Below are 21,367 nucleotides of genomic sequence, written 5' to 3'. Positions count from 1 at the left end.
AGAAGTTGCCTTCTGGGCTTGGTTGTACATATGGAGGCCAAACCTTAGAAAGTTTCGGTGCTACGCATAGGCTTATTCTTACTAGTGATGGGTGAAGGAATCTTAAGGCTTCTTAACTACCACTGTCAAGCCATCCCCTGGGAAGGTTAGCTGATCAACTGTCCAGCGATAGTTGGTGGTTGGCTCAGTTGTCTCTTGTTGAACGAGGTGTTGGGTGTCAATTCCAACTGGATAGATGTCTACTTGTAGGCCTGTTGTTCCTGTGTCTACCCAAAGTTGCATTCCATCAGAGAAGCGTGTAGACGTCATCTGCATGACTGGGTCGTTTGAGACTCTGGTCCTTTTCACGATGCGTCTAACAACTTCGTATTTTTGACTACCTGTTAACGATACTTCACAAGAAAGAGCGCTTGATTTTTCTATGTCATTATCTTCTATCTTGTGCTCTTTGACATAGCACGTGTCATTGATTGTCAATTTGTCAAGAGTTGCTGCTTTACCCAATATTTCGTCTTTACCATAAGTAAGTTTGAAGTTGTATGGGAACGCTATATCCGCGCTGTGTGAGTTGATGGTTAGCTTAAATAATTCTATGTATTCTAAAATATCTGTTTCTTTGTCGTAGCTTTTGAATTTCAGATGCCTCTCCATGCCTGAGTAGTAGAAGTCTGAAAGCTTTGGTATGAAGTTATTAAAAATATCATTACTTAAGCGGCTGCTTACCTGAGGGAATCCCTTGCTTACAGCTGTTTTTAAAATTTGGTCCAGAAGTGATGAGAGTTCACTGCTGCTTAGTGACGTGATCCATTCATTCTTAATCATTATTTTCTTCATGGCATCCTCAAAGACGCCAAGAAATTGAATGGATTTCAGAAAGGCAGCAAAAACGCCGCCGCTTAACATTGCTGAAGCACATGAATAAAGAATGTCTTTGAAAATTTCTTTATTTATATAAGTAGTTGTGGAGATATGAAATCCCCAAAAATATAATCCCACTGCTATGGCTAGCAACACAAAAGGAATTGATGGAGATATTTTTCTAAATAAATCCGTAACGAATTTCCAAGCTGATCCCATAATTTAATTTGTGCACATGTAAAATTTATATTTTACATGTAAGTAAATTATTCTAATAAATTCATCTAAAGATTTTTGATGTGTATGCTTACTTTCCCTGTCTGATAGGATGGCAAATATTTTGGTTTATGCCTATCAATGTTGATTAGTGCTCAAAGTGTCTAATTTCAAGCTCTTGCAATCGGAATCTCTTGGATCTTGGTGGTGTAGCGTGGTGTGCGGCGCTCTTGGCGCATGCGCCAGCCGCTTTCATCCTGCCCGGGCACTCCGGTGCTCGCCACATGCACAGTGCCCTTGCCAAAGCGCTTGTTGACCTTGTCCATGGCTTCCATCAGCTTGCTTTGATCGCGGCCAGGTTCCTGAAAGAGCAGGTCACCTTGCTGCACTTCTGCGGGGCACAGGTCTTGCAGCATCACGCCAGCCTTGGAGAGCTGGTAGCCGGGCTCATAGATCATGCGCAAGCCGCGCACTGCTGCGTTCACGAGTGCTTTGGTGTCGGATGAGGAAGGGTGCAGCTGAATCACGGCCGTTTTGTAGAACCTGGGGCCTGGCCTAAATGGAGACGTGTGAGCGAAAACATGCAGGGCGCCAGCGCGCAAACCGCCCGCGCGCAGCTTTTCTGCGGCCCTGGTTGCAAATTCGCTCACGGCTTCAATCAGTGGGGGGAGGGTGGTGATGGGGTGGCCGAAGCTGCGGGTGCATGCAATCTGCTTTTTGGCGGCCGGGGCCGTCTCCAAGCTCATGCAGCTCACGCCCTGCAGCTCGCGCACGGTGCGTTCCAGCACGACGCTCCAGCCATTGCGCGCGGCATGGGCCGGCAACTTGGCCAGATCCAGCGCCGTCAGCACGCCTTGCTCGGCCAGCTGGGCCGAGATGCGCCGGCCTACGCCCCAGATCTCGCCGGCGGCGGTGCGGCCGAGGATGTCGGTGCGCTGCTGCTCGGACAGCTCGGCCCAGTTGCAGACCCGCTGCAGCTCGGCAGGGTAGCTGCCAGGCTTGCGCTCTGAGTCCTTGGCAACATGGTTGCAGAGCTTGGCCAGGGTCTTGGTGGGGGCCAGGCCCACACAAGTAGGGATGCCTGTCCATTTCAGGATGCGGGCGCGAATGGCAAAGGCGCGGCGCGTCAGATCCCGTACGCCGTCCAGATCTCCAATGAATGACTCGTCAATGCTGTAGATCTCCTGGGTGGGGCCCAGGCCGGCAGCCAGCGACATCATGCGGTCGCTCATGTCGCCGTACAGCTCAAAGTTCGGAGAGAGGCAGACTAGGCCCTTGTGCTCGACCAGATCGCGCAATTGGAAAAATGGCTGCCCCATCTTCACGCCCAAGGCCTTGGCCTCGTCGGAGCGTGAGATGGCGCAACCGTCGTTGTTGCTCAGGACGATGACAGGAATGCCTTGCAATGCGGGCCGGAAAGCCCGCTCGCAGCTGACGTAGAAGTTGTTGCCGTCGATGAGAGCAAACATTTGCACCCCCTACAAGGGGATGATCTTGGCGCTGCCGTCGAGGATGGGACGGCACAGGATCTTGTAGCCATCCGCATCGAAGCCTGTTGCCACGCTGTTGAGCTTGCGCGCGGCTTGCAAGGTCGGGGCGCTGCCCAGGTAGCACCAGTTGTGGATGACATGGATCTGCCGCATGTCCTCGCACTTTTCCTCGATGCCGACTGCTGCAGCAAAGGGCCAGGTCACCACGCGCAGGCCTTCAAGGGCTTCGATGAGCCGGGCCCGATGCTGCTCTGCGGTTTCTGCGCCGTGGCAGACACCGGCGCATTGACGCACCATGCTGCGAAAGCAGGCGCGGCCTTGGGCCAGCTTTTCCAGGCCCAGCGCGCCGTAGCAAAGCTTGTGCTGGTCGGCTAGATCACGCAGCGCCTCAAGGGCTGAATGACGGCTTGCATACAGACCAAAGATGTCCGGTGTGCTGGCAAAGTCGATGTCCCGGGAGTAGATGACTTGCGGCTGATCGCTGGCCAGCTGCAGCGCGCACAGTTGCCGGTTGCGGCGCAACTTCTGATTGAACAACGGTTGCTGCTGCTTAATGAGTTGCGCTTCCAGCAGCAGGGCCCCGATTTCGCCGGCAGTACGTATGAAGCTGATGCGCGCTGCCTGGCGCAGCATTCGGGCCTCATCTTCAGTGCGAAAGTGCGAGAGCAGCCTAGCGCGCAGGTTGATGCTCTTGCCGATGTACAGCGGTAGCTCGCCTTCGGCTGCATGAAAAATATAGACGCCCGGAGCAGCTGGCACGCCCTCTAGCGAGGCGAGCAGGTGCTCGGGGTACTCGTATACGCGGGCCGCTTCAAACTCTGGCCGTCGTTTGGCGGGAATGTGCATGTGTTCACCTTGCAAAGCGCTTGATGCAACTGGTGACGACGCCCCAGATTTCCAGAGTCTGCCCCTCTTTGGGCACGATGTCGGGATAGGTGGGGTTGCCGGCCCTGAGTTTGCAGGAGCCGCTGGCGGTATGCAGCACTTTGACAGTGAAGTCACTATCAATGACAGCCACGACGATGCTCCCATGGCGGGGGCGCAGCGCACGATCGACCACGATCATGTCGCCATCATCAATGCCGTATTCGCGCATGGACGGCCCAGCCACCCGCAGGAGGAACGTGGCCTGTGGGTGCTCGACCAGCAGCTCGGCTATGTCCAGCCGTTTGCCAGAGAAGTCCTCGGCTGGTGAGGGGAAGCCCGCGCGCACGCTGCAATCTGCCAGAGGCAAAGCAACTGGGGAGGCAGTGAGTTGGACGGGCATGCCGCTCAGTAGTCGATGACTGTACATGTATACAGTATATCGATTGATAAAAGTCAGTTGTTGGGAATCCACTTTGGTGCTGGATGCTTTTCGCTTGTCATGGGCTGTGACCGGCTGCGTTCGGCCAACAGCTGCTGTTTTGGCTATGAGGCTGAATACTTGAAAGTTCCTTCAGCTGTTGAACGTGGACGCCCTCACGGTGTTGCAGGTCAGCACCGGTGCGGTGCCGAGCATTTGACAGTACAGTTCCCGCACACATCAAGTGACCGAAGAGGGCCCAGCGCAATGCTCTTGAGACTTAAAGACTTCCTAGAACCACCCGAGCCGGCTAATCCGGCTTGGTTCCAACGTCGCGGTCGCAGTTTTGAGCGAGTTCTCAAGCAAATGTTTGAGCTCGAAGGAATGCGTCCCCGAGCCAGCATGCGTCCAAGTGGGGAGGAAATTGACGGGTCTTTTGCCATGGATGATCGCTTCTTTTTGCTCGAGGCCAAATGGCACACTCCGCCCATTGCGGCCTCAGCCCTTTACGCCTTCAAGGGCAAGGTCGATGGCAAGCTCGTCGGCACCATTGGGGCCTTCTTCTCGATGTCCGATTACAGCGCCGAGGCTGTAGACGCGCTGCTTTCCGGTAAGGAGCTCAACCTAATCCTATTCGGGCGCGAGGATCTGCTGCTGATTGAAGATAAGCAAATCTCCATGCGCGAGGCTCTTCGCGTGAAGCTGCGCTATGCCGCCGAATATGGCCGACCCTTCTTTGGCCTGGCTACTCATCTCGACGAGCAGGCACGACTCGGCGAGGAAGCCTCAATTCCAAAGCCACAGCGTGAATGGACCATCATCGTCGAAGGAGTGGATGATGTCCGAACCATCCAGGAGTTGCTTGCGCGCTTTGTGATTCCAGCTAAGGTCACGGTGTTTCCAGCCGGCGGTCAACTGTCCGTAGCGCCGTTGGCCGTGCATCTGCGTAGCACAGGCAATCTTCATGTGGCAGCCTTTGTCACTCCGATCCCGAATGCGGATGCGCAGCAGGAACACATGCAGGAACACATGCAGGAGCTACAGCACAGCGGTGCCACCTTAGTAGTTCTGCAACATTCGCTGGAGGACTGGTTGGGCAACTATGTCGGCGTGGAATACTACAACGCCTGCATGATGCTTTCAGGCTATGCCGGGAAAGTCGCGCGTCGGTTTGCCCGCGCTGCCGACCTCGATCAATTACTGATTGGCACGCCGTCTTTTGCCGCGCTGTTGGAGCAACTAGAGGCGCGGCCGAAAGAGTAAAGCGAGAAATTTGCTGGGAAAGCCTGCCGCAGAGGATACAAAGGGTAGCGTAGTCAGGAACAGAGCACCCAGCTGTTTGTTCAAACGAAGCATTGAAGCACTAAGTAGTGGCTGGCCGGATCAGTTCACGAAGCTCAGCAAGTGCTCAGACTGCTGCCGGCCCCTATGTTTGATGCGAGGCCTGTTTCACAGTTCGCCTAGTCTCTGCGGTCATGCACGACAAATTTTGTCCCGAGGACACTGTTTAAGGTTTCTTTTGCTGCCTTGGCGCCGTGAACGTGGATGCTCATGTTCTGTAAACAGACAGAAGGGTCTCCATTAATCTCTGGATGAATAGAGACTTCATAGGGGCGGCCGCGATAGCCTGTGCGTGTTACCGTCACGCCTGTTGAGTCGGCTGCTGCCTTGAGTGCCTTAGCAAACTTGGTTCTTCCATCCATTTGAATTAGTAGACTGGCGCTGCCACAGTCTTGTTCCACCGGTTTGCCGCCATTTACTGCTGCATCATGTTTCAGTTTTTGAACTTCGGCGTTTGCGGCTTCACCCGCTGCTGTTCGAGCTGCCAGTAGGGCGGCTGCAATCTGTTCTGGTGTCAATGTCATACGGGCAGCGTTTCATAGTTGTGATCAATGGGGCTGATTTTAAAGTTGAATTGCGAAATTGTTACATGAGGAAGCCGCAAGAGGACCGTCTCATATACAGGTCTCAAAGGCGGATAGTCATAGGAAACAAAACACATATCGAGCTACGTTTTATGAGACATTGAATTGCCTAACTTGGCTCAACCATGCGGCCTTGCGGTGGGGTGAGCGCTCGGACTTTTAATCCGTTGGTCGCGAGTTCGAATCTCGCAGGACCCACCAGAATACATAAGCCGCTACAGCTATTAAAGTTGTAGCGGCTTTTCTGTTTTATTCCTGCTCCAGGAATATTCATCGCTCCAAGGAACTGTGGTTTGCCCTCCTTGAGCGTTCATGGACACGGGCGGCCCTTGCTCTGTCGGCCTACAGCTTGGGCAGCGCTCCGTATCGATTCCTGTGCCGGGTTATCAATCAACAGAAACGACTCTTGCAGAGGCCGAGTGACCTCTGCAGCCAGTTTTTGTGCTTCACCAAAGGCTTTGTCCGTCGGAGTAGCGACCCTGCTTTCCGCTGGACAGACTGCGGCTCAGCAGATCGGTCAGTTGAGGTGATGGTGGAGCCAGGCCTTGTCTTCTGGCGGGCCAGCGGTGCTGGCGCTGGTCGCCGTGTGCTTGTCGAAAAAGCAGAACCCCGCTCAGTTCAACAGTGGCGGGGTTCGTCAGGAGATCGGAGACCGAGTTGCTGTTACGGGGTTTTGCTTCTTCCCCGGTAGTTCAGGTCAGTGGCCGAGTAGTTCTCACGCTTGCGCCAGTCCATTTGAATCGGGCCGGCATGGTTGGCAGGATAGGTGATGCGCTCTTTTTCGCGATTGAGTTCCCACTGCTTTGCATCCACGATGCGATGGACTGTGGACTCTTTGGATTTGCTCATGGGGAAGACGGCCTTCAATCAAGTTTCTGAACCTAAAGAAGACGGTACAGCTGCCGGGATGGCGAGTCCAGTGAATTCGCCTGATGAATGACGGATCGCCTGGATTACGTTGGAATCACGACTACTAGAGGATATTTTTAGGGTAGATGCGGATAGTTGCTGCTTGGGGATGGGCCTGTCTTCCCGTCAGGGCGCCAGCCTTGGAACGGCCTGAGGCCTGTGTTGGAGCTCAAACGCTGCAAACAGAGCGCCGGAGAATTCTCGTCCGACATCTTGGTCCCCGAAGTGAGAAAAGCCCGCTTTGCAAGACGGGCAGGGTGATGGATGGTTGAATGAGGTTTTCAACCTCAATGAACAACAATGCATTTGTCGAGAAGTGCTTTGCTTCGTACTGCTGCTTTGACTGCGGTTGCAGCAGGAATTGCGGCTGCGTTTTGGGGTTGCTCTGTCTCGGTACCCCACGGCCTGCAACCCGTGAGCGGCTTTGATGCCAAGCGCTATGTGGGCACCTGGTATGAATTGGCAAGGATCGACCACAGCTTCGAAACAGGACTAACGCAGGTATCCGCGCAATACAGCCTCAACGACGATGGCACGGTGACGGTTGTCAACCGAGGTTATGACGAAACGAAGAAGGAATGGCGTGAGGCCAGGGGCAGGGCGCGCTTTCAGGGCGACTCCAGCGTGGCTGCGCTCAAGGTTTCTTTCTTTGGTCCGTTCTACGGCGGCTACAACGTGGTGAGCCTGGATGACGAGTACCAGACTTCCTTGGTCATAGGCAACAGCTTGGACTATTTCTGGTTGCTTTCGCGCAGCAAGACCATACCTGAGCAGCAATTCAGACGACTGCTTGAAAGGGCTCGGTCACTGGGTGTTGACCTAAGTCGTGTGCAGGTTGTCGCACAGTAGTTCAAGCATTGCAGCGATATCGTGCAAAGCGGCAGCAAAAGGCACAGGCTTTGGCAAGCAAAAAGCCGGCCCATGCACGGCTCCCCGTCTGGATTCAGTCAGTTCATGTCTGGCGTCGTGGTGCGGGACTGTGAGTGCCGTCGTCCTGGATGCTCTGGCCTTTGACCCATGCGCCTTGATTGCTGCATGCCACTGTGCCCAGGTGGGCGATGTCTTCGACTGTGACTGCCAGACCCCAATAAATGCGGCCGGCGATCTGTCGTACACATCTTGCCTCGATGCGCATCCGGTTGGGCCGATTCCTCGCCCCGGAGGCGAGGCATGGTGTTGCATCGGCCGATTGAATCCACGGCCTGAAGCGGTCAGCCTGAGCATTTCCCTGGTGAACTGCTTCAGGCCGATTGCGACGGGCCGCAAGGGGCTTACGCGTTCAATGCGGGAGTGCTCGAAGTGAATGACACTCTTGTGAATCGTTAGCTTGCTTGAGGTAGGCGATCAAGTCGCTACGCTCCTTGGAGTCAGGGATTCCGGCGTATGTCATCGTTGTACCTGGTAGGACCTTCATGGGCTGGGCCAGGAAACGATCGAGTGTTTTTTCGTCCCAGATGAAGCCGGAATTCTTCATGGCATCCGAGTAGGCAAAGCCGGCGACCGTGCCCGCACGCCGTCCGAGCAGACCGCAATGATGCGGTCCCACTCGGTCATATGCCAGCGCATGGCAGGCCGCACAGCGGGCGTATATCTGCTCGCCAGGAAGTTTGTCTGGTGCTGCATGCACTGTCGCCGCGAACGACAGCGTGCCAAGCAGCAGCCACTGTTCGGTGTTCATGATACGAATGCCGTGGGGACCGGTGCTTCGCCCACTGCCTGGCGCAGTATTGCCCAGTGCATGGCTTCATCGCCCAGAATGCTGGCCGCAGCCTTGGATAGTTCTCGATTGCCGAACAAGGGAACGGCTCCCAGGTAAGCACTGACGGCCCCTTGCTCCAGTCGTGCCGCAAAGCGCAGCACATCCTCCTGTGATTTCAGCTGATTTGCTGGGAAGTTGTAAGCAGTCTTGGGCACTACCGGCTTGCCGCCCAGTTTTTCAACCGTCTTGGCGAGTAGCTCCGCATGCGCTTTGTGATGGCCCTGGAAGGTCAGGGCCAGATCCAGCACCGAGTGTTGCAGCAGTTTGCTTTCTGCTCCCAACTGATAAGCAGCGATGGCCTCTAGCTCTGCACTCAGGGCGGTGTTCAGGATTTGAGTGTCCTGGGCTTTGCCATCGCCGGTTTTGGCAGCTAGCGCTTCACGGCCGGCTAACAGCGCAACAGCGGCACCTGAAAGCATCAGCCCGGATTGGCCAAGAAAGAGGCGGCGGGCCTCCTGTGGATGAGCGATATGCAAAAACGACATGATGCACTCCTTCGTCGGTGACGAGGCCTGCTTTGGGAGACCGAAAATCCGGCATCCAGGGCAAGCACTCATCCATTGGATGGATCGGCGCGTCACCATGTTCCGGCCCTGTTGGCAGCAGGGCCGAGAATCAGATCGACACGGGAACGCAGGACGCGGATACACCATCCAATGGTCAAAGGAGGCGTACATGCCGCACACTCAACCTTCGAACCACAGCTCTGCGGTTGCTGATGCTTCGGATCTGGAGCTCGCTTTCAGAGCTGCAGCTGGCGATGAGGTGGCTTTCGAGGCCATCATGCGGCGCCACAATCGCTTGTTGTTCCGCACTGCGCGAGCCATCTTGAAAAGTGACACGGATGCCGAAGATGTCGTTCAGCAGGCCTATTTGCAGGCTTGGCAGGCATTGGGAAATTTCAGGGCGGATGCCAAGCTGTCGACATGGCTGGTACGCATTGTCGTCAACGAAGCACTTGGACAGCTTAGACGTCGTCAGTTGAAGATCGTGCCGCTGGAGTCCGTGATGGCATCGACGCAGCAGACGGATGCCAGTTGGCAACACGACGATATGGACCGTGGCCCCGACCGAACAGCCATGCGTTCGGAGTTGCGTCAAATCATGGAGGCACGCATTGACCTGCTCCCCGATGACTTCCGCCGGGTTTTCATGTTGCGCGGGGTGGAAGAGATGAGTGCGGAAGAGGTGTCGCAGATACTGGAAATTCCAGAGGCCACGGTGCGCACGCGCTTCTTCCGTGCACGAAGCATGCTTCGTGAAGGGCTTTCACAGGATCTGGATATGGCGCTCAGCGACGCCTTCACTTTCGATGGGGAGCGGTGCAATCGCATCGTGTCCTTGGTACGGGCAAGACTGCCCCTGCGTTAAGCAGGCATGCTTGAGTTCTTGATTCTGACGAGCATGCAGCAGATGCAGGGCTGATTCGCACAAGAGCGGACTGCCCGAGGCAAGTAGCCAACCTGCGCTTCACTAACTCTGGATTTCTTCATGCGTAGACCTCCCAGGGGTGGGCTCTCTACTTTTGGGTGGAGCGAAGATGAGAGGAGGCTTCAAAGCGGACAACAGGTGGCGACTTATGCCACGAAGCCGTCATACAGAAGAACTCACCGCGGAAACCTGCCTGGAGCAGCAGCGGGAATCCAGGTGGATGGCGAAACTAATGGGTTGATTGACATTTTCGCCACGGCCGCTGCTGAGACACTTGCTGGATATCGATGGTCATCGCTTCACATTGCATGCTTTTCCAGATTGAATTTTGACAAAAGCCGTGTGAGTCGACTGTATGTAAGAGGGGGCATGCAGATGAACGATCTGGAGGTTGACGGAAATCGCCATCTCAATCATTTGATGAGATCAGGTGTGTGTGCAGAAGGAGTGGATCGCATACTGCGTGCGGTTCGCAAGCACCTGGGAATGGATATCGCCTTTGTCTCACACTTCGGCGCCGCCGAACGGGTGCTCAGGCATTTGGACAGTGTTTCGGGTGGGCCGCTCCATCAAGGCCAGAGCATTCCCATGCAGGAGGGATACTGTCTGAAGGTCGTGCATGGCGAGCTGCCCGAATGCATTCCGGACACAAGTCGTGTGCCGGCTACTCAGCACATTTCTGCAACACATGCAATGCCAATTGGGTCCCATTTGAGTGTTCCCGTCCGTCTCACGGATGGGCATGTGTATGGGACGCTTTGCTGCTTCAGCTACCTCCCGAATCCAACGCTAGGGGAGCGCGACATGCAATTGCTGCGCGCATTTGCAGAGATCCTGGCAGACCGTATCGAAGAGCAGGCTGCCGAGGAGCGGGTCAAGGCACGGCTGGTCGGTGAGGTCCGGTCCGCGTTGGCACACGGTGATCCGAGGATGGTTTTCCAGCCGATCTGCAGTCTGCGTGACAAGGCCATCTGCGGATTTGAGAGCCTTTCGCGTTTTGATGTCGAGCCCAGGCATGCGCCGGATTATTGGTTCGATGTGGCAGACAAGGCCGGTTTGGGCATCGATCTGGAGCTGTGTGCTGTTTCCAAGGTGCTGCCAGCGCTGGAGCGGCTGCCCGCCAGCAGCAGCGTAAGTGTCAACTGCTCGCCACAATTGCTGCTCAGCAGCAAATTCCATCAACTACTTGATGGCATTGATGATCTCTCTCGTCTGGTCCTGGAGATTACAGAACATGCTGCGGTCAAGGATTACAAGGCTCTTGCCATTGGGCTGGAGCCTTACCGTCGCCGGGGCGTGAAACTGGCGGTTGACGATGCTGGTGCAGGCTATTCCAGCATGCGGCATATCCTCAATCTCGAGCCCGAGATCATCAAGCTGGATATGAGTCTTACTCACTCTATCGATACAGATGAGAAGCGGCGTGCACTGGCCAGAGGTCTCATCAGCTTCGCGCATGAAATAGGAAGTCTGGTGATTGCAGAGGGCGTTGAACGGCCGGAAGAGCTGGATATGCTGCAAAGGCTGGGAGTGGATTGTGCGCAAGGGTATCTGCTTTCCAGGCCACTGGAGATTGATGCTGCGGCTGTGTTCTCGCTTCACTAGTCGGTGTGCTGTGGGATGTGTCGCTGCATGGGCGGTGGCATTGTTTCAGTGTCTGGCAGCTGATCTCGTTCAGCAGGCAGGTGACTTTGCGAGCTTCGTACGCCTGCATCGAGTAGGCCTTGGCTTTTCTCGTGACTCTTTTGTAGAGGGCACGGAGCTTCGGATGACAGGTGCTTGGTCTGTGCTGGGCCCTAGCGTAAACATCTATTTAGTGCCGTCAATCAATGCGAGCATACTGTTTGCAAATATCAATTGCACGAGGACGCGATGAAATGGCTACTTGTCAGTTTTGCGCTCATGGTATTGATGCTCTGCGTCAGCTTTGTCGCGTCGGTCGCGGACGACCTGAGGCAAGGTAGCGACCAGGATTGATTGCCGGGGTTTTCAGGACCCTTCACGCGGCATTTCCGCATCATCGACCGCAATCGTCACGCCCATGATGTTGCGGTCGATTTCCATTGGGCGTCCAAATCTCTCAAGCTTGACGATGGAGTTGCCGCGATTGAACTGCCTGGCTTTGCTGGTGCAGCAGTTTGATGTGCCTGGTGGGCGTTGTTGCGCGTCTTCCAATGCCTCGGAATGCGTGGCAAGCGCGCTTGCGAACGGTGTTGATCCGAGATTCACCGCTCAGGGCTGGAATCTCCAATAGCCAGCTTTGAGCCATAAGCCCTGAGAAAACCCGAAAGAGCGCCTTGCTGTCTCCGGCCGGAAGCGGCTTTGGAGGCAGCCTCAGGCAGCGACACACTGCATCACAAGCGAATCGCTTGACCAGTCACCACCAAGGACTCAATGCACCAATTGGGGCAAAAAATGAGTGCGGCTGCATGGTGCTTCTGGCAGAAAAAATACCTGATTTCAGTGATTGCCCTTGCAGTCCTTGCCTAGTTAATATTCTTGGCACATTTTTTGACAATTAAGACTTTTGCATACTTTTTGAGGGCTTGTTGCTAGAGCTCGCCGGTGTCTTCTTGTCAAACAGCCTTCGTCACTATCCCCCTGCAGATATGAACGCCTTTGCTTACCACCGGTCTGAGACAAATTTTCGTGGCCGTGTCCGGCTCACAGCCCTGCTAGGCTCGGCCATCTGGCTCACCGGCTGCGCCAATTTGACAAGCCAGGCTCTTTCCACGGAAGAAATTCAGTCCCAGGTTCAGGCCGATCGGCAAAGCCTTGGCAAGGACGTTGCTTCGCTGACCGGGCCCGTGAGCCTGGAAGAGGCGATCGCGCGGGCCATCAAATACAACGCAGCCCAGCGCCTGCGTGGCATGGAAGAGGCAGTGGCCCAGGGCACGGCCAATGTTGCCAAGTTCGACATGCTGCCCAAGCTGGTGGCCTCGGCCGGCTACCGCTACCGCGACAAGGACCTGATCAGCCGCAGCACGGACTCGGTCACGGGCGCGCCTTCCTTGGCCCATCCCTATATCTCGTCGGATCGTGAGTCGACCTTGGCTTCGCTGAGCTTCTCATGGAGCCTGCTGGACTTCGGTCAAAGCTATTACGCCGCACGCCAGCATGCCGATCGCGCCCAAATTGCGGCTGAGCGTCGCCGCAAGGCCATACACACGCTGATCCAGGATGTACGTATCGCTTACTGGCGTGTGGCTGCGGCCCAGGCCCTGGAGTCTTCGCTGCAGACCGCAGGCCAGGATGCAGACAAAGCCCTGGAAGACTCGCGCAAGGTCGAAGCGGAAAAACTGCGCTCCCCCATGGAGCCGCTGCGCTATCAGCGCCAGTTGCTGGAGAACATCCGGCTGCTGGAGGCCATTCAGCAGGAGCTGTCTTCCTCGCGCATCGAGCTGGCATCCTTGATGGGGGTCTCGCCCGCAGAGCTGAACCAGCCGCTGCGCGTGATCGAGCCTGCAGCCTCGAATGCCCAGCGCTGGCTGGAGCAGCCGGTGGACAAGCTGGAGGACCGGGCCCTGCTGCTGAACCCGGATCTGCGCGAGAGCCTCTACAACGCCCGTATCGCCAACGAAGAGACCAAGCGCGTCATGCTGCGCATGTTCCCCGGCCTTTCCTTCAACTACGGCATCAACAAGAGCAGCGACAGCTATCTGATCAACGACCGCTGGCAGGATGCGGGCCTGCAGATCTCTTTCAATCTGCTGGGGCTGCTGTCACTGCCTGCGCAGCGTCAGCTGGCCGATGCGGGTGTCCAACTGGCCGATCAGCGTCGTCTGGCTACCCAGATGGCGGTATTGACACAGCTGCATGTAGCGCGTTTGCAATTTGCGAACGCCGTGCGCCAGTATGAAAGAGCGCAGACCATTGCCTCGGTGGACCAGCGCCTGTCCGAGCATGTGAACAATCAGGTGCAGGCCGACAAGCTCAATGCGCTTGAGCGCGTCTCCCAGCAGACCACGACCATTCTTTCCGTGCTGCGCCGGTATCAGGCCCAATCCAATATGCAGGCCGCCAGCTCCCGCCTGCAAGCCACCTTGGGCATGGAGCCCGTGATCGAAGGCTCGGACAGAATGCCCTTGCCCGAACTCACGCAGGCCGTGGGTAAATCGCTGCAAAGCTGGGACGCGGGCCAATTCCAATGAAGTCTTGCGTGTCTCCTTTGATTCTGGGCCTGGCGTTGGGCCTGTCGCTCACCGCCCACGCCCAGCACGGCTCGGCAGTCCAGAGCCTTCTCAAGACTCAAGCCCCCTTGCCCAGCGTGCTGGACCAGCGTGAGATCCGTGCCCAGCTTTCACCGCGCCGCTACACCACTCTGGCAGCAGAGATCGGTGCCAAGGTGCAGCGTCTGCCCGTGGTGGAGGGGGGCGCATTTCGTCAGGGACAGTTGCTGGTGCAGTTTGACTGCAGCCTGCCACAGGCCCAGCTGAACAAGGCCCAGGCGGGCGTGGATGCCACCGAGAAGACCTGGAAGGCCAACCAGCGCCTGGCGGAGCTGAACTCCGTCGGCAAGGTGGAGCTGGATGTCTCTCAGGCCGAATGGAACAAGGCCAGGGCCGAGGTCGCCGCCAACCGCAGCCTGCTGAGCAAATGCCAGATCACCGCGCCCTATGCCGGTCGTGTGGCCGAGCAGAAGATCCGCGAGCAGCAATATGCGCAGCCGGGCCAGGCGCTGCTGGACATTCTGGACGACTCCGCGCTGGAGCTGGAGTTTCTGGTGCCTTCGCGCTGGCTCAGCTGGCTGCATTCGGGCTCGGAATTCCAGGTGCGCATTGACGAGACCGGCAAAACCTATCCCGCCAAGGTGCAGCGCCTGGCTGCGCGCGTGGACCCGGTGAGCCAGTCGGTGAAAGTCAATGCGGCCATTCACGGAAAGTTTACCGAGCTGATCGCCGGAATGAGCGGGCAGGTGCTGCTGGCACCACCCCAGACCGGCAAGCCCTAGACATTCAAATACAAGAGCATATTGCGCATGCCATTCAAAGGTTTCAGATCAATTTAATTCTGAAGTCTATATATGAAAGGCGCCAGGAGCTCATATTTTTATAGTCCGATAGCACGAGACCGACAGCTCCCGGGAAGAGGGCAAGCCGGCGGTCTGAAACTGCAAGGCAGGCAAGCGCCATGCCACCTTCACACAGGAAGGACACTTTGATGACCCGCAAATCTCGCTCATTCTGGAGCCGTCTGACACAGTCATTGACGACACAGACCGTGAAGACCGATGTTTCCCAGCGTTCGCGGCCAGTATCTGCCGTGCGTCCGCTGGCATTGGAGCAGCGCTTTATGTTTGATGGCGCAGCGGTCGCCGCTGCGGCGGATGTGGCCCAGGGCGCAGATCCTGCGGCGGAGATTGCCAGTGGTCTGCGCCATGGGCCGATGTTTGAAGCACAAAAGGCCTATGGCAGATTGCTGAGCGCTCCCGCAGGTGAAAATTTTGATGACAACCCCACGCATGAGATCAGAGGAAGCAACACCTTTGTCTTGGATGGTTTCAGGTACACCGTCACCGGGCCGGGGGGCAGCAATTACGACCACTTTCTGACCAATGCGCAGTTTGCTCCGCCTGGGCAAGGGCTGGGGCCTGACAACTACCTCCGCTTTGATACGTTCGGTGAGGGTGCGACCAGTATCAAGATCGAATTGGCCGATGGCAGCGCCTTCCGCCTGATAGGTCTGAGTTTCTTTGTAGAGGACGCCCAAGCCTCTGGTGGTCCGTCAAACATTTTTTATCTGACACCGGCAGGTGGCTTGGCTCTGGAGTATGCGACCGACACAACACACTCAAACGTCGATTTTTCCAACAACGCGAACTTCTACAACATCACCAGCATTAGCTTCATAAGCAAGCCGGGAGAGCTGATCTATCTCGATATCGATGACCTGGTGATTGCGGCGCCGATTACCAATGTCGCTCCCATTGTTGCCAACGCAATACCCGACCGGACTGCCCGCGAAGAGACGGCCTTCGAATTTCAGTTTGCAGCCAATACCTTTAGCGATGCGGATGCCGGCGATACGCTGACTTACAGCGCGCGATTGACCGGAGGCGGTGCTCTGCCAGCCTGGCTCAGCTTCGATACAGCGACCCGCACTTTCAGCGGCACGCCTGGCCATGGCGATAGCGGCAGATTCAGCATCGATGTGACGGCCTTCGACGGCAAAGGTGGAGCGGTGACCGACACCTTTGACATCATGGTCACAGCGAACGCGCCACCGGTGATTGCCAACCTCCATGGCGACTCCGTCATCTATGTCGAAAACGGCCCCTATGTGCTGCTCGACACCAGCAGCAATGCTGTGGTGACCGACAGCGACTCGGCGAATTTCGACGGCGGCCAGTTGAGCGTGGCCATTTCCTCGGGCGGGCAATCGCTGGAGGATGTGCTGGGTATTCGCAACCAGGGCACCGGTGCCGGCGAGATCGGCGTGTCCGGCGTCAACGTCACCTACGGCGGCGTGGTCATCGGGAGCTATACCGGCGGCAGCGGCGGCAACAACCTGGTGGTGACCTTCAACTCCGCGGCTACCGCGGCCGCCGCCCAGGCGCTCGTGCGCAACCTGACCTACCTGAACAGCAACGGCTTCGACCCGAGTACGACAGCGCGCACACTCAGCGTAACGATCACCGACGGCGACGGCGGCACCAGCGCGAGCGCCAGCGTTGCACTCAGCGTGGTGGCGGTGAACGACGCCCCCGTGCTGTCGCCGGCCAATAGCGTGGTGAGCTTCACCGAGAACGGCTCCAGCTCGATCCTGAACCCTGGCCTGACGCTGGTGGACGATGGCAGCAGTTTCCAGAGGGCCACGGTCGTCATCGCCGATGTGCGCAGCGGCGATGTGCTGACCTTTGTCGCCCAGAACGGCTTCTTCTTAAGCTACAACAGCGCCACCGGCACCCTGACCATCACCGGCTCTGGCTCTGGCTCTGGCTCTGGCAACGCGGCGGCGCTGCAGGCCGCTCTGCGCTCGGTCGGTTTCTACTCCAGCTCGGACGACCCGACCTTCGGCGGCACCGACAACTCCCGGCAGATCAACTTCACGGTCACCGACAGCGCCGGCGCGGATTCCAACCTGGTCACCACGCAGGTATCGATCAACGCGGTGAACGATGCACCGACGCTGTCCGGCGGGCCCTACGTATGGGCGGCTACCTCGGAAGACGTGAGTTCCCAGGCGACCACCGTCGGCAACCTGCTGGCCGGCCTGAGCTACGCCGACGCCGACGGCCCCGGCGGCGGTATCGCGCTGACCGCGAGCGCCGGCAATGGCATCTGGCAATACTCCACCGACGGTACGACCTGGACCAATGTCGGCGCGGTGTCCAGCACCTCGGCATTGCTGCTGTCCACCAGCACCCAACTGCGCTACGTGCCCGATGGGCGCAACGGCGAAACCGCCACGCTGTCCTTCCGCGCCTGGGACCAGAGCATCGGCACGGCCTCCTCCAACGGCACACGCACTATGGCGGATACCAGCGTGAATGGCGGCAGCACGGCGTTCTCGACCGGCATCGCGCAGGCATCGCTGAGCGTCAGCTCGGTCAACGACGCGCCCGTGCTCACCCCGGTTGCGCCGACCCTGCCAGGCCTGACGGACACCAGCACCGACAACGTGGGCGTGCAGGTCAGCTCGCTGTACGGCAGCAACAACACCGATGTCGACAGCGGCGCGTTCAAGGGTATCGCCGTCACCAGCCTGAACAGCGGCAACGGCACCTGGCAGTACAGCCTCGATGGCGGTGCCAGTTGGCAGGATGCCGGAGCGGTCTCCGCTACCTCGGCCCTGCTGCTGCGCAGCAGCGACCGCGTGCGCTTCGTGCCCGATGGTATCAATGGCACCACGGCTTCCTTCACCTTCCTGGCGTGGGACCAGAGCGGTGCCACCGCCGGCATGCAAGGCAGCAAGGCCAATGCCTCCAGCACCGGCGGCAGCACGGCGTTCTCCATCGGCAGCGACACCGCCTCCGTTACTGTCACGGCGGTCAACGATGCGCCCACCATGACCAGCAGTTCCGGCAGCGCCTCCTGGGTCGAAGGCAACAACGTGACCTCGACGCCGGTGGTCATCGATTCCGGCGTGACCCTTGCCGACCCGGACGGTCCCAACCTGCTCCAGGCGACCGTGAGCGTCGCCAACTACCAGATGGGCCAGGACGTCCTGGCCTTCACCAACAACCCGGCCACCATGGGCAACATCACCGCCAGCTTCGACGCCACCACCGGCACCTTGATCCTGAGCTCGGCGGGCAACCAGGCGAGCCTGGCGCAATGGCAGGCGGCGCTGCGCTCGGTGACCTACAACAACCTGTCCGACAGCCCGAACACCGCGACCCGCACCATCCAGTTCCAGGTGACCGATGGCGGTGGCCTGAACGCGTCCGCCGTGACCCGCAGCGTCACCCTCACGGCGGTGGACGATTCGCCCGTCATCTGGGCGCCGGCGAGCACCCAGGTCGTTGAGGACAGCGCCTCGGTCATCAGCCAGATCAGCATCAGCGACAGCGACTCCACCAGCGGCACCGTGACCCTGAGCGTCGGCTCCGGCAGCCTGAGCGCGGTCAGCGCGGCGGGTGTGACCGTGGGCGGTACGTCCAGCGCGCTGACGCTGACCGGCTCGCTGGCCAACATCAACAGCTTCATCGCCAGCAACCAGGTGACCTACATCACGGCGGCCAATGCCGCCGCTGACGTGACGCTGGCCATCAGCGTGGATACCGGCAGCGCCACCACCGACAGCACCACCATGACCCTCAATGTGTCGCCCGTGAACGATGCGCCGGTGGTCACCGTGCCGGGCGCGATCTCGGTAACGGAGGATGTGTCGAGCGGCCTCACCGGCATCAGTTTCAGTGATGTCGATGCCGGCAACGGTACGGTCAGCGCGACTTTCTCGGTCGCCTCCGGCGCACTGACCGCCACCACCGGTGGCGGCGTCAACGTGCTCAACTCCGGGACCGGCGTGCTGACGCTCACCGGCACGCTCAGCGATATCAATGCCTTTGTCGCCGCTGGCAATGTTTTTTTCCAGACGGCTCCCAACCAGACCAGCAGCGTTTTGCTGACGGTGTCGATCAACGACAACGGCAACTCTGGTGGTAGCGCGCAGACCGACACCAAGGTCGTGACGCTCGTCGTCAATGCGGTGAACGATGCACCGGTGAACAACGTGCCGGGCAGCCAGAGCATGCTGAGCAATGGCTCGCTGGTGTTCAGTGCCGGCCAGAGCAACCAGATCTCGATCAGCGATGTGGATGCCGGCGGCGGTGTGATGCAAGTGACCCTCACGGCCGCCAATGGAACGATCTCGCTGAGCAGCTTCAGCGGCCTCGTTTTCCTGGTAGGCACGGGTACGGGTGATGGCAGCATGACCTTCACCGGCACCCTGGCCAGCATCAACGCGGCACTCAACGGCATGACGTTCCAGCCCACCGCCGGCTATTACGGCAGTGCGGCGCTGCAGATCATCAGCAACGACATGGGCATGACGGGCACCGGGGGAGCCCAGACCGACTTCGACACCATCCAGATTTCCGTCGAGCAGCCCAACCCGCAGGTCCTCGGCGTCGACACCAGCACGCCCGATGGCACCTACAAGGTCGGCGACCAGATTCAGATCCAGGTCCAGTTCGACCAGAGCGTCTTCGTCGACAGCAACGGCGGCACGCCGACCCTGCTGCTGGAAACCGGCGCGATCGATCGTACGGCGACCTACGTCAGCGGCAGCGGCAGCAACACGCTGACGTTCGTCTATACCGTGCAGGCCGGCGATCTGAGCACCGATCTCAATTACGCGAGCACCACGGCGCTGTCGCTCAACGGCGCGCAGATCCGCAACGGCGCGAACGACGTCGCTATCCTCACGCTGCCCAATCTGTCCGGCAGCGATAGCCTGGCAAGTCATGCCGACCTGGTTGTCGACGGCGTGGCGCCCACTGTCACCAGTGTCAGCGTGCCGGCCAGTGGCACCTATGTGGCGGGGCAGAGCCTTGACTTCACCGTCAACTTCAGTGAGAACGTCACGGTCGACGCCACCAGTGGCATACCGCGCATTGCGGTGACCTTTGACACCGGCGGCACTGTCTATGCCCAGTACCTCAGCGGCAGCGGTGGTAGCGCCCTGGTGTTCCGCCTAGTGGTGGCCAGCGGTCAGCTGGACACCAACGGCATCACCCTGGGCTCGTCCATCCAGACCGATGGTGCCACCCTGCGTGACAGCGCCGGCAACGACATCAACACAGGCCTGAACAGCGTGGCGAGCACCACCAGTGTGTTGGTCGATGCCGTGGTGCCCACGGTCAGCAGCGTCAGCGTGCCGGCCGGTGCTCCCTACAATGCCGGGGATACCCTCGCCTTCGTGGTCAACACCAGCGAAGCGGTTATGGTCAACGGCGTCCCGCGCCTGGCGCTGGACATCGGTGGCAACACCGTCTTCGCCAATCTGGTTTCAGGCTTTGGTACCTCGACCCTGGTCTTTCAGTACACCGTCCAAGCTGGCGACAACGATGCCGACGGCATCAGCGTCAGCGCCAGTCTTGACCTCAATGGTGGCCGCGTCCGTGATGCCGCTGGCAACAACCTAGATCTGACCCTTAACGGCCTGGGCGCGACGTCTGGCGTGATTGTCGACACCCTGCGACCGACGGCGACTATTGTCGTGGCGGACACCAGCCTTGCGGTCGGTGAAACCTCGCTGGTGACCATCACCTTCAGCGAAGCGGTGAATGACTTCACCAATACCGACCTGACGGTGGCCAATGGCACACTGAGCAACATCAGTAGCAGCGATGGCGGCGTCACCTGGACGGCGACCTTCACGCCCACGGCCAACCTGGAGAGCACGGTCAACCTGATCACGCTGAACAACGCTGGTGTGGCAGACAAGGCGGGCAATGCGGGAGTGGGAACCACCGACTCGAACAACTATGCCATTGATACGCTGCGCCCAACGGCGACCATTGTCGTGGCGGACACCAGCCTTGCGGTCGGTGAAACCTCGCTGGTGACCATCACCTTCAGCGAAGCGGTGAGCGACTTTACCAATGATGACCTGACGGTGAGCAACGGTACCCTGAGCGCGGTGAGCAGCAGCGATGGCGGCGCCACCTGGACGGCCACCTTTACGCCGACCGCCAACACCACGGCCACCAGCAACCTGATCACGCTGAACAACGCTGGTGTGGCAGACAAGGCGGGCAATGCGGGAGTGGGAACCACCGACTCGAACAACTACGCCATCGATACGCTGCGCCCAACGGCGACCATTGTCGTGGCGGACACCAGCCTTGCGGTCGGTGAAACCTCGCAGGTGACCATCACCTTCAGCGAAGCGGTGAACGACTTCACCAATACCGACCTGACGGTGGCCAATGGCACGCTGAGCAACATCAGCAGCAGCGACGGCGGCATCACCTGGACGGCGACCTTTACGCCCACGGTCAACCTGGAGAGCACGGTCAACCGGATCACGCTGAACAACACCGGAGTGA

16 protein-coding genes are annotated in these 21,367 nt (G+C 58.4%); 7 read left to right on the top strand and 9 right to left on the bottom strand.

Annotated features, from left to right (window positions below; translation table 11 throughout):
• Positions 1–102: 102 nt before the first annotated feature.
• The 4 genes from AAIL67_RS23855 to umuD all read right to left on the bottom strand — a co-directional run bounded on the left by AAIL67_RS23855 (position 103) and on the right by umuD (position 3,831).
• Positions 103–1,077: a hypothetical protein gene (locus AAIL67_RS23855; protein WP_343485306.1), complete on the bottom strand. Its 975-nt coding sequence runs from the start codon at positions 1,075–1,077 to the stop codon at positions 103–105.
• Positions 1,078–1,244: 167 nt separating this feature from the next.
• The gene (locus AAIL67_RS23850) at positions 1,245–2,543 is read right to left on the bottom strand and encodes a Y-family DNA polymerase (RefSeq protein ID WP_343485305.1); all 1,299 of its coding nucleotides are present in this window, start codon (positions 2,541–2,543) and stop codon (positions 1,245–1,247) included.
• A gap of 9 nt (positions 2,544–2,552) precedes the next feature.
• The gene (cho, locus tag AAIL67_RS23845; RefSeq protein WP_343485304.1) at positions 2,553–3,410 is read right to left on the bottom strand and encodes an excinuclease Cho; all 858 of its coding nucleotides are present in this window, start codon (positions 3,408–3,410) and stop codon (positions 2,553–2,555) included.
• A gap of 4 nt (positions 3,411–3,414) precedes the next feature.
• Complete coding sequence (gene umuD / locus AAIL67_RS23840; RefSeq protein WP_242881844.1) at positions 3,415–3,831, bottom strand: translesion error-prone DNA polymerase V autoproteolytic subunit; 417 nt, start codon at positions 3,829–3,831, stop codon at positions 3,415–3,417.
• Positions 3,832–3,846: 15 nt separating this feature from the next.
• Between umuD and AAIL67_RS23835 the strand changes: the two genes are divergently transcribed.
• Positions 3,847–5,112, top strand: a complete 1,266-nt coding sequence (locus AAIL67_RS23835) for a restriction endonuclease (protein ID WP_343485303.1) — start codon at positions 3,847–3,849, stop codon at positions 5,110–5,112.
• 197 nt (positions 5,113–5,309) lie between these two features.
• Here AAIL67_RS23835 and AAIL67_RS23830 read toward each other — a convergent pair whose 3' ends face one another.
• Together AAIL67_RS23830 and AAIL67_RS23825 are read right to left on the bottom strand one after the other, a co-directional pair.
• On the bottom strand, positions 5,310–5,714 hold the full coding sequence (locus AAIL67_RS23830; protein WP_343485302.1) for a hypothetical protein: 405 nt from the start codon (positions 5,712–5,714) through the stop codon (positions 5,310–5,312).
• A gap of 723 nt (positions 5,715–6,437) precedes the next feature.
• The gene (locus AAIL67_RS23825; protein WP_003070780.1) at positions 6,438–6,623 is read right to left on the bottom strand and encodes a hypothetical protein; all 186 of its coding nucleotides are present in this window, start codon (positions 6,621–6,623) and stop codon (positions 6,438–6,440) included.
• 465 nt (positions 6,624–7,088) lie between these two features.
• On the opposite strand from AAIL67_RS23825, the gene AAIL67_RS23820 reads away from it, so the two are divergent.
• Positions 7,089–7,532: a lipocalin family protein gene (locus AAIL67_RS23820; RefSeq protein ID WP_343485315.1), complete on the top strand. Its 444-nt coding sequence runs from the start codon at positions 7,089–7,091 to the stop codon at positions 7,530–7,532.
• Between the two features lie 430 nt (positions 7,533–7,962).
• Here the strand turns inward: AAIL67_RS23820 and AAIL67_RS23815 are convergent, their stop codons facing one another.
• Entirely contained in the window at positions 7,963–8,361 is a 399-nt protein-coding gene (locus tag AAIL67_RS23815; RefSeq protein ID WP_063665191.1) for a cytochrome c family protein, read from the bottom strand.
• Complete coding sequence (locus tag AAIL67_RS23810) at positions 8,358–8,927, bottom strand: ferritin-like domain-containing protein (protein ID WP_063665190.1); 570 nt, start codon at positions 8,925–8,927, stop codon at positions 8,358–8,360. Before AAIL67_RS23810 ends, AAIL67_RS23815 begins: the two co-directional genes overlap by 4 nt.
• A 190-nt stretch (positions 8,928–9,117) precedes the next feature.
• On the opposite strand from AAIL67_RS23810, the gene AAIL67_RS23805 reads away from it, so the two are divergent.
• The gene (locus tag AAIL67_RS23805) at positions 9,118–9,813 is read left to right on the top strand and encodes an RNA polymerase sigma factor (RefSeq protein WP_343485301.1); all 696 of its coding nucleotides are present in this window, start codon (positions 9,118–9,120) and stop codon (positions 9,811–9,813) included.
• Positions 9,814–10,242: 429 nt separating this feature from the next.
• Entirely contained in the window at positions 10,243–11,478 is a 1,236-nt protein-coding gene (locus AAIL67_RS23800) for an EAL domain-containing protein (RefSeq protein ID WP_343485300.1), read from the top strand.
• 384 nt (positions 11,479–11,862) lie between these two features.
• Here AAIL67_RS23800 and AAIL67_RS23795 read toward each other — a convergent pair whose 3' ends face one another.
• Positions 11,863–12,102, bottom strand: coding sequence for a hypothetical protein (locus AAIL67_RS23795; RefSeq protein WP_156507155.1), 240 nt, complete (start codon positions 12,100–12,102; stop codon positions 11,863–11,865).
• Between the two features lie 380 nt (positions 12,103–12,482).
• Here AAIL67_RS23795 and AAIL67_RS23790 point away from each other — a divergent pair, with 380 nt between their 5' ends.
• From AAIL67_RS23790 to AAIL67_RS23780, 3 genes are all read left to right on the top strand, one after another.
• Positions 12,483–14,024, top strand: coding sequence for a TolC family protein (locus AAIL67_RS23790; RefSeq protein ID WP_343485299.1), 1,542 nt, complete (start codon positions 12,483–12,485; stop codon positions 14,022–14,024).
• A 17-nt stretch (positions 14,025–14,041) separates the two neighbouring features.
• Positions 14,042–14,824: an efflux RND transporter periplasmic adaptor subunit gene (locus AAIL67_RS23785; RefSeq protein WP_224651095.1), complete on the top strand. Its 783-nt coding sequence runs from the start codon at positions 14,042–14,044 to the stop codon at positions 14,822–14,824.
• A 209-nt stretch (positions 14,825–15,033) separates the two neighbouring features.
• Positions 15,034–21,367: Ig-like domain-containing protein (locus tag AAIL67_RS23780; RefSeq protein ID WP_343485298.1), on the top strand; the 6,334-nt coding region annotated here is incomplete at its 3' end.

It is taken from the genome of Comamonas sp. A7-5 (assembly GCF_039581385.1).
Taxonomy (GTDB): Bacteria; Pseudomonadota; Gammaproteobacteria; order Burkholderiales; family Burkholderiaceae_C; genus Comamonas; species Comamonas thiooxydans.
The sequence above is the reverse complement of the archived record's forward strand: the minus strand, read 5'-3'. Positions and strand labels throughout refer to the sequence as shown.

Bases quoted from the DNA above. Each gene is read 5' to 3' on its own strand.
- AAIL67_RS23810 (WP_063665190.1), bottom strand. From the start codon at position 8,927: ATGTCGTTTTTGCATATCGCTCATCCACAGGAGGCCCGCCGCCTCTTT.
- AAIL67_RS23815 (WP_063665191.1), bottom strand. From the start codon at position 8,361: ATGAACACCGAACAGTGGCTGCTGCTTGGCACGCTGTCGTTCGCGGCG.
- AAIL67_RS23850 (WP_343485305.1), bottom strand. From the start codon at position 2,543: ATGTTTGCTCTCATCGACGGCAACAACTTCTACGTCAGCTGCGAGCGG.
- AAIL67_RS23790 (WP_343485299.1), top strand. From the start codon at position 12,483: ATGAACGCCTTTGCTTACCACCGGTCTGAGACAAATTTTCGTGGCCGT.
- AAIL67_RS23805 (WP_343485301.1), top strand. From the start codon at position 9,118: ATGCCGCACACTCAACCTTCGAACCACAGCTCTGCGGTTGCTGATGCT.
- AAIL67_RS23835 (WP_343485303.1), top strand. From the start codon at position 3,847: ATGACTGTACATGTATACAGTATATCGATTGATAAAAGTCAGTTGTTG.
- cho (WP_343485304.1), bottom strand. From the start codon at position 3,410: ATGCACATTCCCGCCAAACGACGGCCAGAGTTTGAAGCGGCCCGCGTA.
- umuD (WP_242881844.1), bottom strand. From the start codon at position 3,831: ATGCCCGTCCAACTCACTGCCTCCCCAGTTGCTTTGCCTCTGGCAGAT.
- AAIL67_RS23855 (WP_343485306.1), bottom strand. From the start codon at position 1,077: ATGGGATCAGCTTGGAAATTCGTTACGGATTTATTTAGAAAAATATCT.
- AAIL67_RS23800 (WP_343485300.1), top strand. From the start codon at position 10,243: ATGCAGATGAACGATCTGGAGGTTGACGGAAATCGCCATCTCAATCAT.
- AAIL67_RS23825 (WP_003070780.1), bottom strand. From the start codon at position 6,623: ATGAGCAAATCCAAAGAGTCCACAGTCCATCGCATCGTGGATGCAAAG.
- AAIL67_RS23830 (WP_343485302.1), bottom strand. From the start codon at position 5,714: ATGACATTGACACCAGAACAGATTGCAGCCGCCCTACTGGCAGCTCGA.